General features: G+C 35.0%; 11 protein-coding genes. 1 reads left to right on the top strand and 10 read right to left on the bottom strand.

Going from position 1 to position 16,605, the window contains the following annotated elements:
* Positions 1–6 precede the first annotated feature (6 nt).
* The 7 genes from ACQY44_RS21255 to ACQY44_RS21225 form a co-directional block, all read right to left on the bottom strand.
* Positions 7–1,227, bottom strand: coding sequence for a glycoside hydrolase family 88/105 protein (locus tag ACQY44_RS21255; RefSeq protein WP_428232276.1), 1,221 nt, complete (start codon positions 1,225–1,227; stop codon positions 7–9).
* 18 nt (positions 1,228–1,245) lie between these two features.
* Complete coding sequence (locus tag ACQY44_RS21250) at positions 1,246–2,460, bottom strand: glycoside hydrolase family 88/105 protein (protein WP_428232275.1); 1,215 nt, start codon at positions 2,458–2,460, stop codon at positions 1,246–1,248.
* 223 nt (positions 2,461–2,683) lie between these two features.
* On the bottom strand, positions 2,684–3,649 hold the full coding sequence (locus tag ACQY44_RS21245; RefSeq protein WP_428232274.1) for a DUF4861 family protein: 966 nt from the start codon (positions 3,647–3,649) through the stop codon (positions 2,684–2,686).
* A gap of 11 nt (positions 3,650–3,660) precedes the next feature.
* A complete protein-coding gene (locus ACQY44_RS21240; protein ID WP_428232273.1) occupies positions 3,661–4,593 on the bottom strand; it encodes an alpha/beta hydrolase fold domain-containing protein in 933 nt (310 codons plus the stop codon).
* 100 nt (positions 4,594–4,693) lie between these two features.
* Positions 4,694–6,379 (bottom strand): RagB/SusD family nutrient uptake outer membrane protein, encoded by a 1,686-nt coding sequence (locus tag ACQY44_RS21235; protein ID WP_428232272.1) that lies wholly within the window; start codon positions 6,377–6,379, stop codon positions 4,694–4,696.
* A gap of 11 nt (positions 6,380–6,390) precedes the next feature.
* A complete protein-coding gene (locus tag ACQY44_RS21230; protein WP_428232271.1) occupies positions 6,391–9,522 on the bottom strand; it encodes a SusC/RagA family TonB-linked outer membrane protein in 3,132 nt (1,043 codons plus the stop codon).
* A 35-nt stretch (positions 9,523–9,557) separates the two neighbouring features.
* Positions 9,558–10,952, bottom strand: a complete 1,395-nt coding sequence (locus ACQY44_RS21225; protein WP_428232270.1) for a glycoside hydrolase family 28 protein — start codon at positions 10,950–10,952, stop codon at positions 9,558–9,560.
* A gap of 322 nt (positions 10,953–11,274) precedes the next feature.
* On the opposite strand from ACQY44_RS21225, the gene ACQY44_RS21220 reads away from it, so the two are divergent.
* On the top strand, positions 11,275–12,303 hold the full coding sequence (locus tag ACQY44_RS21220; RefSeq protein WP_428232269.1) for a LacI family DNA-binding transcriptional regulator: 1,029 nt from the start codon (positions 11,275–11,277) through the stop codon (positions 12,301–12,303).
* 317 nt (positions 12,304–12,620) lie between these two features.
* Here the strand turns inward: ACQY44_RS21220 and ACQY44_RS21215 are convergent, their stop codons facing one another.
* The 3 genes from ACQY44_RS21215 to ACQY44_RS21205 form a co-directional block, all read right to left on the bottom strand.
* Positions 12,621–14,243: a UxaA family hydrolase gene (locus ACQY44_RS21215; RefSeq protein WP_428232268.1), complete on the bottom strand. Its 1,623-nt coding sequence runs from the start codon at positions 14,241–14,243 to the stop codon at positions 12,621–12,623.
* Between the two features lie 2 nt (positions 14,244–14,245).
* Complete coding sequence (locus tag ACQY44_RS21210) at positions 14,246–15,709, bottom strand: tagaturonate reductase (protein WP_428232267.1); 1,464 nt, start codon at positions 15,707–15,709, stop codon at positions 14,246–14,248.
* 224 nt (positions 15,710–15,933) lie between these two features.
* A complete protein-coding gene (locus ACQY44_RS21205; RefSeq protein WP_428232266.1) occupies positions 15,934–16,602 on the bottom strand; it encodes a bifunctional 4-hydroxy-2-oxoglutarate aldolase/2-dehydro-3-deoxy-phosphogluconate aldolase in 669 nt (222 codons plus the stop codon).
* Positions 16,603–16,605 lie beyond the last annotated feature (3 nt).

The following is a 16,605-nucleotide window of genomic DNA, read 5'->3' as shown; positions in this document are numbered from 1 at the left end:
ATTCTACTATTTATCTAATTCAAGTGCTGCCAATATAAATGGCCCTAACCCATGTGAGTTATCAATTTTTATTTTTTCTTTAATGTAATATTCATAAGAACCATCACGATACGGACTCCCTCCTAATCCTGCGCTGGCACAAACCTGTGTAATATGAATTTCTCCATCTGGATCAACAATAACAAGTTTATTAACAAGACCGTCGAAACCTTTCTCAGCCAGTTTTTTATAATTGGATGGTAAATATCCTTTTTTTGCACCTTTTGCAAAAGCATAAACAAACATTTCAGATCCCGATGCTTCGAGATAATTGCCTTCTTTTGTTCCGGAATCTGTCACCTGAAACCACAATCCTGAAGGATCCTGAAATTTTGCCACCGCAGTTGAAATTTCACTTAAATACTGAATTAATTCTTTTCTTTTTGGATGATCCTTAGGCATATAATCCAGGACATCCACCAAAGCCATCATGTACCAACCAATAGAACGCGACCAAAAATTGGGTGAAGTTCCCGTTTCTTTATTTGCCCAGGGCATTTGCCTGCTTTCGTCCCAAGCATGAAAAAGTAAACCTGTCTTTTTATCCATCGTGTGCAAATGTACTTGTTCGAACTGTCTGGCAACATCATCCAGATCTTTTCCTTTATCAAATTCTACGGTATAACGTGCGTAAAAAGGCGTTCCCATGTACAATCCGTCGAGCCACATTTGGTACGGATAGATTTTTTTATGCCAAAACCCGCCTGAATTTGTTCTTGGATGCGTTGCTAATTGTTTTCTCAGCGTTTGCATGGCAATCAGATAACGATTATCTTTTGTTGTTTGATACAGCTCAAAGAGTATTTTCCCTGCATTTATGTAATCGATATTATAATCTTCGAGTTTATAGTTCATGATTTCACCTGAACTATTGATCACTGTTTCGCCGTATTCTTTTACGTAATTTTCGTAAAGCGGATTTTTCGTCTTTTTATATAATTGTTCAAAAGACATGGCGACCAATCCTAATTTATAATCCCATTTTGGTTTTTCGTTGTTGTCGATTTGCCATAATTTTGGATCCCGTTTCAGGATAGAAAGTGCCATTCGTTCTGACCATTTTAAAGTTCCAGAAATAACCACTTCTTTGTTTGAAGATTCCTGGGCATTCAGTGTACTAACTGAAAATACAATGAGGCTCATTAAGAGGATTAAAACAGCATAAACGTTCTTTCTATTACGTATCATCTTTAAAATGCTTAATGTTTATTTATTCAGTTCGATTGCGCTTAGCAAAAATGCTGCTAAAGCCGGTGAACTACTATCTTTTGCCTTGCTTTTAATATAATATTCATTCGTTCCGTCCCGAAACGGTTTTCCGCCTAGACCTACATTTGATGATACATTTGAAATCGTTACCTCTCCTTTTTCATCTTTTTTAACGAACTCTTTTATATAGGCGTCAAATGATTTTTGGGCAATTTTTTTATAATTAGACGGTAAATATCCTTTGTTTGCACCTTTTGCCAAAGCATAAATAATCATACCTGACGACGACGATTCTACATAATTATCTTTCAAATCGGGTTTATCAGCTACCTGGTACCATAAACCTGCTGTGCTTTTATGTTCGACCGCACTTTTTGCAATTTGATTCAAATATCCTGTCAGCACTTTATATTTTGGATGTGCTTTAGGATAAAATTCTAGTGTTTCTGTCAATGCCATCATGTACCAGCCAATTCCTCGTCCCCAAATGGTTGGCGAAGTTCCGGTTTCAGGATTTGCCCACGCAATTTCTTTACTTTCGTCCCAGGCCTGAAATACTAAACCTGTTTTTTTATCTACAAGGTGATTTTGTACCAACTCAAATTGTTTGGCAACATCATCCAAAGCTTTTCCATTCTCATATTTAACGGTGTATTCCGTATAAAAAGGTTCTGCCATATACAAACCATCGATCCACATCTGATTGGAATAAATTTGTTTGTGCCAAAATCCTCCGCTAGCCGTTCTGGGCTGAGTCTCCAGTTGAGTTCTCAGTTCCTGAATAACTTTAAGATAGCGTTTGTCTTTTGTTGCATCGTATAAACTAAAAAGCAATTTACCGGGATTTGCACAATCGATATTGTATTCTTTCAGATCATACTTTTTGATATTTCCTTCAGCATCAATCATTTCATCAGCATATTCTTTGATGTAATCAAAATACTTTTTGTCGTTTGTCTTCTGGTATAATTTTTCGAAAGCTGACAATACTAATCCCATTTTATAATCCCATTTTGGTTTTTCAGTTCCGTCGATCTGGTAGGCTTTTGGGTACTTATTCAAAATAGTACGTGCTGTTCTTTCTGACCATTTCAAATTGTCAGCGAGAACAGCATTTTCATTACTTTGCGCAATTGCTTTACTTCCCAGAATAAGTAATAAAAGCATTGTACATTTGGTAAAATTGATCTTTATAAAAGTCGATTTAGACATATATTATATTTTTAGCACTAGTTTTTTTACCACTCCCGGTAGCTGTCGGGATAAGGAATTAATGTTTATTTTTTTAACACAGAAACATAGCTTTTTGAACTGATAAAAAGGTCGTTTTATTTTTACATAAAAACACATTAGTCAACTATGTGAATAAGCGTGCTTATTTTGTATTCTTAAAAAAAACTATGTTTCTGTGTTGAAAATAAATTATAAGCAACAATTACATTTTACCTTTTTTGTTCAGTATTTCTAATTTTTCATCTAAATACTTCACAAATTCTTCTTTTGTTTTAATGCCGTTTGGTTCTTGTTCCCAGGCACCTAAGAGGTAAAAAGAAGTTGCTTTTGTTGTTGGTTTAAATACTAAAAGATAATCTAAGTCTGTTTCCGGAGCATTTTCGATTGTACGCACTTCATAAAAAATCGCCATTCCTAATTTATCCGGAACCAATGATTGTTCACCATAAGTAGCCAAATAAGCCCATTTTTTATTTTTACTTACTTTTTTAATTAATTCACCATTTTTTTGTTTGGCAATTCCGGTGCAAATTCCTTTAATTTCCTTTGAAGCCTGAATTTTATGTTGCGTATAAAGTTCATCTGGTTTAATGGTTAATTCTGATGTGAAATTGATTTTATCAGAAGCCGTTTTCCACCCATAATAATTTACTTTTACAACAGACTCATTTGTTGTATTTACAACAGTTGCAATAGTAGAGTCCACTTCACGAAAGTGTAATTTTTCATTGTTTAAATAACGATCAATAGACCCAATTCCGATTGCTTTTCCCGCTTTCAGAATATCAGCTCCCCAATCGCTCATTTCGTGGTACGAATCAAAGTTGTCCTGCCCTACTCTTGGCAAAATAATGTCTGAGGTTTTCTTTCCAAAAATATCAATCGCATTTCTCCAGTCTAAATACAAACGATACCCAATTCGGTTACTTTCCCAGCCGGGACCTTCGTAGCGAATATCAAATGAATGATCTGTATGTTCAGGAGCTAATTTTAGTCGGTCAACATTTTTAAAAACAGTTCCGCCTTTGTATTTGCGTCCTTCCCATTTTCCATCTGTTTTTGCAGATATTTCGGCATACGTCTTTGCTGTTTTTATATCATATTGCTGAGCATTAACTGCTGTAATACCAACTAAAAATAAGGTCGCTAATGTGATTTTTGTTTTCATTTTATGGTAAATTATTTGAATATTCTGTCTAAAAATTGTGTGGTATAAACTACTGTTTCATCGAACCAAGGTTGAAAAAACCAAAAAGAATGAGGTGAATTCTGAATCGTTTTTACTTCATTATAAATTTTATTTTGATTTAAAATTGCAATCATATCGTCTCTTCCTGCATGAAACCGGTCAAAACTGCTGTTGATAAACAATATTGGCGGTGTATTTTTACTGGTATGATTTAAGGCCGATGCCTGTTTCCAGTTTTCCGGGTTTTCATCATATGTTCCTCCTAACCAAAAAGCGGCCATTTCTCCTTCAGCTGATTCAGGATGTTTAAAAGCTAATATTCCATCTACATCGATAATTGCCTGAACTCTTGAAGAAGATTTACTTTTATAATGAGCATCTTCAAAAGCTATATCTTCATTTGTTGTACCAATTAAAGCTGCCATTTGACCTCCTGAAGAGCATCCTAAAACGGCAATTTTGTCTGGATCTATATTGAATTTTTTCGCATTATCTTTTATAAATTTAATCGCATTTTTTACATCATAAATTCCCTGCGGGTATTTTGCCTCGAGCGATAATCTGTATTCAATTGCAAAACAAGAATATCCTTTTGCCGTAATTTCCTGTGCCAAAATCTGCATTTGATCTTTACTTCCTGATCTCCATCCGCCACCATGAATCATGATTATACCTGGATTTCTTTTTTTACCTTTATTAAAAAAGGCATCTAAATGCAATGTTCTGTTTGCATTCTTATAATACACTACATTCTCAATCTTACTATCATTAATTCCTTTATTTGCCCCGGCAATTTTTATAAAAGGATATTTCTTAATGAGTTTCGCATAAGTACTTTTTACGGTATACGAGGTATCAACACTATAACTTTGCGCTATAATACCTTGTGAAACAAACAATAAAACAAATAATATTTTTTTCATTTCCGGCGAACTGCTATTTCGTTAAGAAAGGAGTCCGATTCAGGACCGAACTCCTTTTTAACTTCTTCAAAAAAACAAACCTCAAAAAATTATAAAATTACTAATAACCAGGATTTTGAGGAAAATCTTTATTTTGATTTAAATCTAGCGCCGTTTGCGGTATAGGTCTTAAAATTTTAAGTTTACCATCTACCCCCACAAAATTAGCTGCCTTAATTTTATAATTATAAGCCGAAGCTCTGTCTACCAATGTGCCTGTTCTTTTTAAATCAAACCAACGTTTGTATTCTCCCATTAGCTCTCTTCCTCTTTCGTCTAAGATATAATTGATATTAAATTCTCCTGCAGTTGCATTTGCTACACCTGCTCTTCTTCTCACTTCATTTAAACGATCTAAACCAGTTGTAGGGTTTCCTGCTTTTAGGTAAGCTTCTGCGGCTACTAAATAGGTTTCTCCTAATCTTGATACGATAATATCTCTTGTACTTACGGGTCCTGTACTTGAAGGAGTTGTTGGATTTGCATCATCAAATTTCTTAACCGGAATAGTATAACAATCACGGTTGTCGATTAGGGTATGATCTGCTCCGTATTCTCCCCACGGATGGTATACAAAAGTGGCTGATTTTCTTGCTGCATTGGCTGTATTCCAGGCTGCTTTATCTGCGGGAGTAAACCATTTTGGCTCATAAAAGTGCCTTACTTTTACTGCGCTTGCATTTGCAGGTCTGTAATACGGAAAATAAAGATTGGTCTTCGCTTTTCCGTCAACGGTTACTGTTTCTTCCAGAATTTCTGTCATAAAGGTAGCATCCCATCTTTTATCTCCTTTTTCATATAATCCTAAAGCATAAGTGGTTGGGCATAAATTGTAACTTCTTAATGGGGCTCCTGTTTCTGCACCTCCCAAATAGGAACTGAAATAGTAAAACTGATTGTTTCCTAATTTTGTAGGATCTGTACTTGTAGAATTTTTATCATATTGAACAGAAAATATTGTCTCTGCATTTAAATCATTATCGCCCGTTGCAGTAGTAACGAATAATTGATTAAAAGGAATATTTAGTGCCTGACCCGCGATTGCAGCATCAGCATAAGCAGCTGCTTTTGTAAAATCAGCAGGAGTACCAAAAGTTTCATATCCTCTTGTTAAATACACTTTTGCCAATAAATCATTTACGGCTCTTTTATTTACTTTTCCTGTTGCAGCGTAAGCCCCGGTTCCTACAGTAGCCAAAGAAGCATCTAAATCTGCTATAATCTGCGTGTAAACTTCCTCAGCGGTATTTCTTTTAAAAGATAAAACTGCAGAAGTAATGTTATCCAGAACAATTGGAACTCCACCATAAGTCTGAACCAATAAAAAATAAGCGTTGGCTCTCAAAAAACGTGCTTCTCCCACTAAGGCATTTAAATTTGCTGTTTGTTCTGTTATGGTTGAATAGTACACTGTTTTATTTACAGTCTGAATCTGCTGATAACAAGAAGTATACAAATCATCGACATTTGCAGCAGATGGAATTAATAATGTATATTGACTTATACCGGCTGGTTCAGGCGTTCTTCCTTCAGCATACATATCAGTACCGGATTCAAACAGCCAGGGATTACCTCCATAAATTCCTTTCAGTGAAGCATAGTTGGAATTTACTAATAATTGAAATCCGGATGCCGTTTTATAAGTAGCATCTGCAGGTACATTCGAAACACTCTCTTCTTCGATATAGTCACTACAGGAGCTAAAAGCAGTAATGATTATTCCTAAAACTAATATTATTTTTTTCATTTTATATCTTATTAAAATTTAACACTTAAGCCCAATTGCGTTGTAACAGATGCAGGACGGTTAATACCAAAATTTGAACCTGCCCATTCCGGATCATATCCGTCAAAATTTGTAAATACAAATGGGTCTAAAACATTTACATAAAGTCTTAAATTACTCATTTTTAATTTTTTAAGCAATTCAGAATTGAAAGTGTATCCTAAAGAGATATTTTTAATTTTAACATAAGATGCATCTCTGTAGTAACCAAATAAAGAAGTCCAATAAGCACCTGCACCAGTTGCAACCGGTCCCGGTCTTGGATTTGTATTGTTCGCATTTGCTTCAATACCTGCTCCGTTTGTTGGAATAAAATAATCCATTTTAATCTTTTGGCGACCTCTGTCACTTACATCGGCAAAGTTTTGATGAAAAGTACTTAATACTGTTTGTCCCTGGCTTGTAATCACAGAGAAATTAAAATCAAACTGGCCAACTGTTAATTTAGAATAAAAACTTCCTTGCCATTCCGGATTAGCATTACCAATTACTTGTCTGTCATCAGCATTAAATTTACCATCTCCGTTTAAGTCTTTTGGTCTCGCCTGACCTGGTGCCATACCGTAAGCTGCTGCCTGAGCTGCTTCACTTTCCTGCCAAACACCGTCGTATACGTAGTTGTAATTTGGATTTATTTCTGATCCTAAAATCAGTTTATTTCCAATATCACTTACTTTATCCTGATTGTAGATAGACTCTAATTTGTTTACGTTTTTAGTAAAGGTGAAAGTTGTTTCCCAGTTTACATTTTTAGATTTTATATTTTTAGTCGTTAATAAAACCTCGATTCCTTTGTTACTAACTGAACCAACATTGGCAAAAGTATTTTTCCATCCTGTTTCTAATGGTAACTGTTGTTTGTAAATCAAATCATCTGATAATCTGTCGTATACATCTACACTACCTGTAATTCTGTTTCTTAAGAATCCAAAATCAATCCCTAAATTGATCTCTCTTGTTTTTTCCCAGGTTAAATTCTGGTTGGCAAGATTTTCAGACTGCCATCCGGAAACTACATTTGCTCCGTTAGCATAAAAAGTTTGTTGATTTAATAAAGCTTGTGAAGTATAAGGAGCAACATTATCGTTTCCTGTATATCCTAAACTTGCTCTTAATTTTAAGTCTGAAACTACAGAATTATTAGCTAAAAATGATTCTTTACTAATTTTCCAGCCTAAAGCTACAGATGGAAAACTTTGCCATTTATTATCTGCTGATAAAACAGAGGATCCATCCCATCTGTTAGAAGCTGTCAATAAATATTTATCTTTAAAAGTATAGTTCAGACGAACTGCATAAGAGCTCAAAGTATTTTTTGCATATCCTGAAGTAATATTATAACTGCTCTGAACGCCTGAACCCATATTACTTGATCCTACATCAAAAGGTTGGTTGTTAGAATACATATAAGAGTTCTCATCTACATTAGAATAAGAACTTTGTAATAATAATAAACTAAAATCATGTACATCATTAAACGTTTTTTTCAGGTCAATCTGATTGTCCCAAGTATAATTAAAATTGTTATACGTTTTAATTGATGCCGAATTTTTACCATTTAAGGTTACCCCTGCATTTGTCTGTGCGGTATAAGCGGTGCTTGTGGTTGTATTTTGAATTCCGGCAGAAAATGTTGTTTTGAATGTTAACCATTTTAAAGGCTGGTATTGCATATAAGCATTTCCTACTGTCTGCCAGGTTTTTTCAGTCTGGGATGAATTAGCAATTTCCATTAACGGGTTTACAGTACTCGTTTTGTTGATTGCCCAGGATCCGTCAGGATAAGTCAGTTTTCCGGGAAGAAAGAATAAAGTACCTACTTTCTCATTTCCTGCGGCATCAATAGCCCAGGGAGACATCAGCGGACTTAATCTAAAGGCATCCTGCATGGCTAAATCACTTCCTAATTGTGTATCAACATGCGCTATTGTAACATTTGCGCCTGTAGAAAATTTGTCGTTTATTTTATGATTTAATCCTAATTTGAAAGAATATTTATCCGTTCCGTCATTATCGATCAAACCTTCATCGCTCTGGATACCAAAACCTAAGTTATAGCTCAGTCCGGATTCTGAACGTCCTGTAATATTTAAATAATTATTTTGAGTCATCCCCGTTTTAAGGACAGCATCGTACCAGTCAAAATTATAACCACTATTAGCGCGAGACACTAATAACGGACTTTGATTTCCAGCCAATGCCGCTAATTGAGAAGGAGTTTGTGTCAAAGGTGTAGCACTCATATAGGCTGTTTGGTGAAATTTCCACCATTCTGCACCGGACATCATTTCCGGTAATCTTGCAGCAGTTTTTGTACCATAAGATGAATCGAAACTTACATTGATTCCCGGTTTCGCATTTATTCCGCTTTTTGTTGTCACAATGATCACCCCGTTAGATCCTCTTGAACCATAAATTGCAGCAGAAGAAGCATCTTTTAGAACATCCATTCTGGCAATATCCTGTGGATTCAAAAAGTCGATGGCGTCCATTGGCACACCATCCACCACGTACAATGGAGTTGACCCCAATACATTTGGATTGCTGGAATCTGCTAATAGCGAATTATTACCTCTAATTACGACTTTAAATCCATCACCAACACGACCTGAACTAGAAGAAATCTGAACCCCCGGCGTACTTCCCTGAATGGCTTCTAAGGCACTTGTGGTGTTTCTTTCTGTAATCGTTGCAGCACTAATAGTACTTACAGAACCGGTAAGATCTGTTTTCTTTACAGATCCGTATCCAACAACAACTACTTCATTAAGTGAGTTGGACTGCTCAGAAAGACTAACATTTACTCTTGATTTTCCGGCAATGCTAACTTCTTGTGTCTGAAAACCCAAATAACTCACTATTAAAATCGCTCTATTATTGGTTACATTCATCTTAAAACTTCCCTCAAAGTCAGTAGAAGTTCCGTTTTTAGTTCCTTTTTCCTGGATATTTACACCTGGTAGCGATAATCCCGCAGCGTCTGTGATTTTTCCTTCTATCACAGTCGATTGAGCATAAATTGTACTGCTCAACAGGAAATTCAGGAAAAATAAAAATACAAGATTGTATTTTATTTTTTTCTTTGGTAATTGTTTAAAGTTCATAGTTTGGTTTAAAGTTTGGTTAAAATTGATAGTTTTTAATTTTTAATGTTTGCTACTTTCTTCTCATTTACATACGTTTTTATAAAATTGATATTCTTTACATTTTTTAAAGAATGAGCTGCACCTACTTTATGCACGACCACATTTTTGAGTGTAATATTTTCTACCGGAGATGCTTCATATCCTTCTGCCCAAATGGCAAATTTTCCTCCATTTTTTACCGTTACATTTTCAAGGCTGATATTTCTGACAGTAGGTATAAAATTTCCGGTTTGTGAACCATATACATTATAAAACATGGTTACCAGTAAAACACATTCTTTTACAGTACCCACTTCAAGATTTCGAACATAGATATCTTCTATAATTCCGCCTCTTTTAGAATTGGTTTTGATGCGAATAGCACGATCCAGATTAGGACTATCCATGACGCAATTTTCTACAAAAACATTATTTATACCTGCAGATATTTCACTTCCCATCACTACTCCTCCATGACCATCGATCATTTTACAATTCTGGACAATGATATTTTTGCTTGGTATTGCTACTCTTCTTCCATCTGCATCACGTCCTGATTTTATCGCAATGCAATCATCGCCTGTATTAAATGTGCAGTTTTTGATGAGTACGTTTTGAGAATATTCAGGATCACAGCCGTCATTATTAGGTCCGTGACTGTTGACCGTCACACCATCGATTATTATATTGTTAGTTTTGATCGGATGTAAAATCCAAAATGGAGAGTTGATTACTTTTACATCTTTTACTAAAACGGTATTACACTCGAAAAACTCTATAAAGTTGGGGCGTAAAAAGCGTCCTTCACCAAAAATTCTTTCAGCAACCGGAATATTTTTCTCAGCCATATCGACTAAAACCTCACGGTTTTGAGGATCATTTTGTGATGGAATTCCTTTTTTCCAACCGTAATCTTTACCTCCGGACCAAATCCACCAATTTGTAGCGTCGGCCTGCCCATTAAGCGTTCCTTTTCCGGTTATGGCCACATTGGTTTTGTTTTTGGCATAAATAAGAGGAGAATAATTCATCAATTCTGTTCCTTCAAATGAAGTATGAACAATTGGATACTCTTTTGGATCGATACTAAAAAGGATTTCGGCATTATCCTCTAAATGGAGATTCACATTACTTTCTAAATGTATTGGCCCTGTCAGGTATTTTCCGTCAGGAACCAAAACTTTTCCTCCGCCATTTTCAACACATGCTTTAATTGCTTTTTCAAAAGCAAGTGTATTAGATGTTTTTCCATCAGCAACGGCTCCAAAATCATTGATATTAAATGTTTTATCAGGAAAACGAGTTTCAGGAATACTTTTTATGATGGATTTCATCTTTTTCCATGGATCAGCAACTTTTGAAGTTTGTGCTACACACGACACAACTATTAGGAAAAGTGTGCCAGTCATTAGAAATTTCTTAAAGGCTATAATCTTATTTACAATCATTTGTGTAGTATTTATTGTTTGAAAGCCAAAACAATGATTTATGTAATCGATTACACGAAAATATAAAATAAGATCGAATGCACCAAATTTATTTAGAAATAAATTATATATTTAATTTTTATTAGGAAATATAATTACATTTAATGTAAAAAAACTAATAATTTATTATCATTGTAGAACCGAAAACGTTTTAATTATAAATTATGGTAATCGATAACAATTTGTTAAACGTTATAAAAAAAAATGTATTTTTGTCTAGGATTAATCTGAAAAACCTTTTTTAATGAGCGAAAAAATAACTATTTACGATATTGCTGAGAAATTAAATATCACTGCTGCTACTGTTTCAAGGGCTTTAAACAACAATCCCAAGATAAAAGAAAGCACGCGTGAGTTAGTTATTAAAACTGCTGCCTCGATGAACTACAAGCAGAACAAATTGGCGCTTGCATTAAAAAGTGGTCGAAGTAATAATATTGGTGTTATTGTTCCTCGTATAGACAGTAACTTTTTTGCCTCTGTTATTAGAGGAATCGAAGAAGAATTACATCCGCATGGCTATCAGGTAATTATTTGCCAGACACACGAAAGTCCAAAAAGAGAAAATGAAAACCTCTATACTTTAATAGATGCACAAGTCGATGGTATTTTAATGTCAGTTACCGATGTTACCACCGAAAATGATGGTGCTTTCCGTAACGTATTAGAAAAAAATGTTCCTCTAATCTTTTTTGACAGAAGCAAACATATTGATGGCGTAAGCTCAGTAACCATCAATGATTTTAAAGGAGGATATCTTACTACACAACACTTAATCAATGAAGGCTGCAGGCATATTGCTCATTTATCCGGAGACCAGTCGCTTGAGATTTTCAAGAACAGGTTTTTGGGATACAAACAAGCTTTACTGGATAACGGCATGATCTTTAAGGAAGAATACGTTATTCCCGTTAAAAGTTTTGTAGATGCCGGAAAAGAAGCAGTTGACTTACTGCTACAACTAGAAACACCACCGGATGCGATCTTTTCTTCGAGTGATTTCGCAGCATTAGGAGCCATTCAGGAGCTAAAAGAAAGAAATATAAGCATCCCAAACGAGTTTTGTGTCGCAGGTTTCAGTAATGAACCTTTTACAAAATTCATGGAATTATCGATTACTTCTGTAGATCAGTCTCCGCTTGAAATGGGAAAAATGTCAGCACGTGTTTTCCTGGAACAAGTAGACAAAACCGATACTATCAAAATCGAAAAAAAGGTAGTCCTTGCACCGGAATTACACATTCGTAAATCATCGTCAAGAACTAACTTTTAGTTTTTTTTGAACTATCTTGAGACGCGTAGCATGAACAGCCGCCTAAAAGTTAGCCACGAATTACACCAATTTTCACGAATTTTATAATGTAAAATATCTAAGTCAATCCTAATTTTTCTAATCCAATAATTGGTGAAAATTTGCAAAATTTTTGGCAAAAAAAAAAAAAAAAACATCATATAAAACTTATATGATGCTTTTTTTTGTACCCTTTTGGTAATACAGCTTTATATTTCTTATATCACTTATATGGTTTAAATAATTCACAAAAGAAAGACGCACTGTCGTGCGTCTCTACAGGTATATTATGATAAAACTTATAGCGATACTCCTCTTTTCCAGGGAATAAAATCGTTTTGGTTTAAGATTGCAGCTTTGGTTTTGATTGTACCACTTGCCACATCTATGATAAATTCTAACATTTCGTCAGCCATTTCGTCAATCGACTTTTCTCCGGTAATAATTCCACCAGTATCAATATCAATAATATCCGACATTTTATTCGCTAATTGCGTGTTGGATGAAATTTTCACTACAGGTGCAATCGGGTTTCCTGTTGGAGTTCCCAATCCTGTTGTAAACAATACCATATTTGCTCCTGAACCTACCATTGCAGTTGTACATTCAACGTCGTTTCCTGGCGTACAAAGTAACGTTAGACCTGGCGTATTAATATATTCACCGTAATCAAATACCCCTGTAATTGGCGAAGTTCCTCCTTTTTTAGCGGCACCTGCAGATTTCATGGCATCTGTAATCAAACCATCTTTAATGTTTCCGGGTGATGGATTCATATCAAATCCTGAACCTGCATCTACAACTGTCTTTTCATACCATTGCATTAAATCAAGGAAACGTTTTCCGCCTTCATCTTCTACACAACGGTTTACCAATTCCTGCTCTACTCCACATAATTCAGGGAATTCAGAAAGAATTGTAGTTCCGCCTAAAGCAGCCAATAAATCCGAAGTCACCCCTAAAGTTGGATTAGCTGAAATTCCGGAGAATCCATCAGAACCACCACACTCTAAACCAATTCTTAGTTTCGATAATGGAGCTGGTTCTCTCTTTATTTCGTTTGCTTTTTTAATCGCTTCAAACGTATCTTTTACGACACTGCTAAGCATCGTTTCAATAGTTCCTATTTGTTGCTGGTCGTAAATCAAAACAGGCTTTTTACTGTTTGGGTTTATCGCATCCAGTGCATCTTTAAAAATCTGAATCTGTAAGTTTTGACAACCTAAACTCAATACTGTTGCCCCGGCCACGTTAGGATTGTTTACATAACCCGCCAATAATTTAGCCAGACTATGGGAATCCTGACGGATACCACCACAACCACCCTGGTGCGTGATGAATTTTACCTCGATATTATTGAATAAATTAGCATCGTTTGAAGCCGCTTCATTACCAGTACCACCAGTTTCTGTTTTTACCAAAGAACGCAGTAACAATTGGTAATCATTTTCTTTTGGTTTCATCAATTCTTTTTCGAAGATGTCTTTTAAGATCTCGATATTTCTGTTCTCGCAAAAAACCAGCGGAAAAAACAACCAGACATTCTCAGTTCCAACCTGTCCGTCTTCTCTGTGATAGCCCTGCCAGGTTCTGTCTTTCCATTTGTCAATATTGGGAGCCGTCCAGCCAATAGTTTCGGTTTTTCCGGTTACTTTATCGCTTTCATGCTTTACATTTGAAGTCGAAAGCAATCCTCCTCTTTCAATTCTTGCACTTGCTTTTCCTACCAAAACACCATACATAATAATCCTGTCTCCTACATTAAAAGGAACCATGGCAATTTTATGTTTCATTTTTACATCCGCCTCAACCGTGACATCTTCACCTTCAAAGTTAATCACCTCACCTGCTGAAAGATTTACCAAAGCTACTGCTACGTTATCAGTAGGATGAACTTTTATTAATTTTTTTTGCGTTGCCATAACTAAACTTTCTGAGTTGTTGTATTTATTTGTTTTTGAAAATTGGTGAACCCATTTTCTATTCCGTTTGCATCAATTTCTTCTAATGCTACTGTAATTGCTTTTGTTAAACCCGGTACAAGAGTTAAATCTTCATCCCAGAAACTTTTATTTTGCAAAGTAAGTCTGGCTATTTTCTCATAATCATCAGATTTCCAAAGTCCATTAAAAAAAGACACAATATCCTCATTATCTTTAACCGGTAAACTTTGACCATTCCATGTTCCTTTGTAGAAACGAATTAAACTCGCTAATGAAAAAGTCAAATTAACAGGCAATTTTTTGTTAGCATTATAATATCCTAATAAACTAGGTAAAACTCTTACTTTGAATTTCGAGACAGAATTTAATGCAATATCAGCAAGCGCATGTTTGATAAATGGATTTTTAAATCGGTCCATTACCTCCTCAGAATAGGCCATAATTTCATTTTTGTCCATATCAAGAGTTTCACTAATTTCACTAATAACGCTATTGACAAATTTTCCGGTAAAATCTCCGTCAACAGTTTCCATTACTAATTTATTACCATACAAAAGTGAAAAAGGAACCATTGCTGTGTGCGCACCGTTTAAAATACGAACTTTAATCATTTTAAAGGGACGTATATCATCAACGATTTTTACATTCAAATCTGTTTTATGAAAAGGCAATTTTGTTTTTAAAGCATCTCCACCTTCAATAGCCCAAAGGAAAAAAGGTTCAGCAGCAACAATTAAATTGTCCTCATAATCTAATTTATTATTGTATTCTTCAATTTCAGCTCTTGGATATCCAGGAACAATTCTGTCAACCAAAGTACTGTGATATGTACAAGCGTCTGATAACCAGGTTTTAAATGCATCTTCTAACTTCCATGTATCGCAATATTGCAAAATATATTTTTTCAGCGTCTCTGAGTTATAATCAATCAATTCACAAGGAATGATTGTTACTCCTTTAGAAGCATCTCCATTAAAATGTTTAAATCTTTCATATAATAAAACAGTCAACTTTGCAGGAAATGACACTGGCGGTTGCATGTCAGGAGTATCACTTTCAATGAATTCAATTCCAGCTTCAGTAGTATTAGAAACAATAAACTGAAGTTCTTCTTCTTTGGCTAAAGCCAAATAATTTGCAAATTCAGTATATGGGTTTATAGTTTTTACAATATTAGTAATCAACTCAATATCTTGTATCTTTTCACCCTTTTTAATTCCGTTCATAAATAAGGTATAAAGACCGTCCTGATCATTAATCAGGCTTACCATACCGTCTTTCAAAGGTTGAACTATTGCAATACCGGCATTAAAATCAACTTCTTTATTTAGTTTGTGAAAAGCGTAATCAACAAAAGCTCTTAAAAAGTTACCTTCTCCAAACTGAACTACCTTAATTGGATGTAACTTTTCTAATCCTGTATTTATTCTATTTAATTTTTTCATTTTAAAATTTCTTCAAAGTGTTATAAATAATCACATTAAATACCTTATTTATTTTTCTGATAACTTTTTCACATTGTAAAAGAAACATTACACTCGTGTGAGGAAAATAATACTTGCTGTGAGGAATGACAAGAGCTATTTTTCAAGTGTAATGCTCAATTACAATCTCTAAAATCTAAAAAAAACGCAATCTTAAATAAGGAATTGGCATGATTACTCCTTATTTATTTTCTAATATTTTTAATGATCTCAAGAACATGACTTACCTTGGTTTTTAAACCGTCAAAATCCTTATTATCCAATATGTCTTTTGATATTAATTGTGATCCGATGCCTACGCAGGTTGCCCCTGCACTAAACCAGGAAGTCAAACTTTCTATGGTGGGTAAAACACCTCCTGTTGGCATGATATTGGTCCACGGACATGGGCCTTTTATCGCTTTTATAAATTCCGGACCGTAAATATCTCCAGGGAATAATTTCACGATTTCACAGCCCAATTCTTCTGCTCTTGCAATTTCTGTGAGTGTTCCGCAACCTGGCGACCACAATACTTTGCGACGATTACAGGCAATTGCGATATCTTCCCTAAAAACCGGAGTTACAATAAAATTTGCGCCTAAACTCATATACAATGAAGCTGCAGCGGCATCTGTTACAGACCCTACACCCAACATCATTCCGGGCAATTCGGCCAAAGCATATTTATTTAAAGCTCCAAAAACTTCGTGAGCAAAATCACCTCTGCTCGTAAATTCCATTAATCGGGCTCCTCCATCGTAACAAGCTTTTAAAATTTTCTTACTTATTTCGATATCTGAATGAAAAAAGAGCGGAACCATTCCGTTTTCTTTCATTGTCAAAGCCACTTCTATTCTTGAATATCTTGCCATTTC

The organism is Flavobacterium sp., from assembly GCF_965277525.1.
In the GTDB taxonomy this organism is placed as follows: domain Bacteria; phylum Bacteroidota; class Bacteroidia; order Flavobacteriales; family Flavobacteriaceae; genus Flavobacterium.
The sequence above is the reverse complement of the archived record's forward strand: the minus strand, read 5'-3'. Positions and strand labels throughout refer to the sequence as shown.

What these genes read in the sequence shown, in the direction of transcription:
- ACQY44_RS21255 (WP_428232276.1), bottom strand. Translation starts at nt 1,227, where the DNA reads ATGATACGTAATAGAAAGAACGTTTATGCTGTTTTAATCCTCTTAATG.
- ACQY44_RS21250 (WP_428232275.1), bottom strand. Translation starts at nt 2,460, where the DNA reads ATGTCTAAATCGACTTTTATAAAGATCAATTTTACCAAATGTACAATG.
- ACQY44_RS21245 (WP_428232274.1), bottom strand. Translation starts at nt 3,649, where the DNA reads ATGAAAACAAAAATCACATTAGCGACCTTATTTTTAGTTGGTATTACA.
- ACQY44_RS21240 (WP_428232273.1), bottom strand. Translation starts at nt 4,593, where the DNA reads ATGAAAAAAATATTATTTGTTTTATTGTTTGTTTCACAAGGTATTATA.
- ACQY44_RS21235 (WP_428232272.1), bottom strand. Translation starts at nt 6,379, where the DNA reads ATGAAAAAAATAATATTAGTTTTAGGAATAATCATTACTGCTTTTAGC.
- ACQY44_RS21230 (WP_428232271.1), bottom strand. Translation starts at nt 9,522, where the DNA reads ATGAACTTTAAACAATTACCAAAGAAAAAAATAAAATACAATCTTGTA.
- ACQY44_RS21225 (WP_428232270.1), bottom strand. Translation starts at nt 10,952, where the DNA reads ATGACTGGCACACTTTTCCTAATAGTTGTGTCGTGTGTAGCACAAACT.
- ACQY44_RS21220 (WP_428232269.1), top strand. Translation starts at nt 11,275, where the DNA reads ATGAGCGAAAAAATAACTATTTACGATATTGCTGAGAAATTAAATATC.
- ACQY44_RS21215 (WP_428232268.1), bottom strand. Translation starts at nt 14,243, where the DNA reads ATGGCAACGCAAAAAAAATTAATAAAAGTTCATCCTACTGATAACGTA.
- ACQY44_RS21210 (WP_428232267.1), bottom strand. Translation starts at nt 15,709, where the DNA reads ATGAAAAAATTAAATAGAATAAATACAGGATTAGAAAAGTTACATCCA.
- ACQY44_RS21205 (WP_428232266.1), bottom strand. Translation starts at nt 16,602, where the DNA reads ATGGCAAGATATTCAAGAATAGAAGTGGCTTTGACAATGAAAGAAAAC.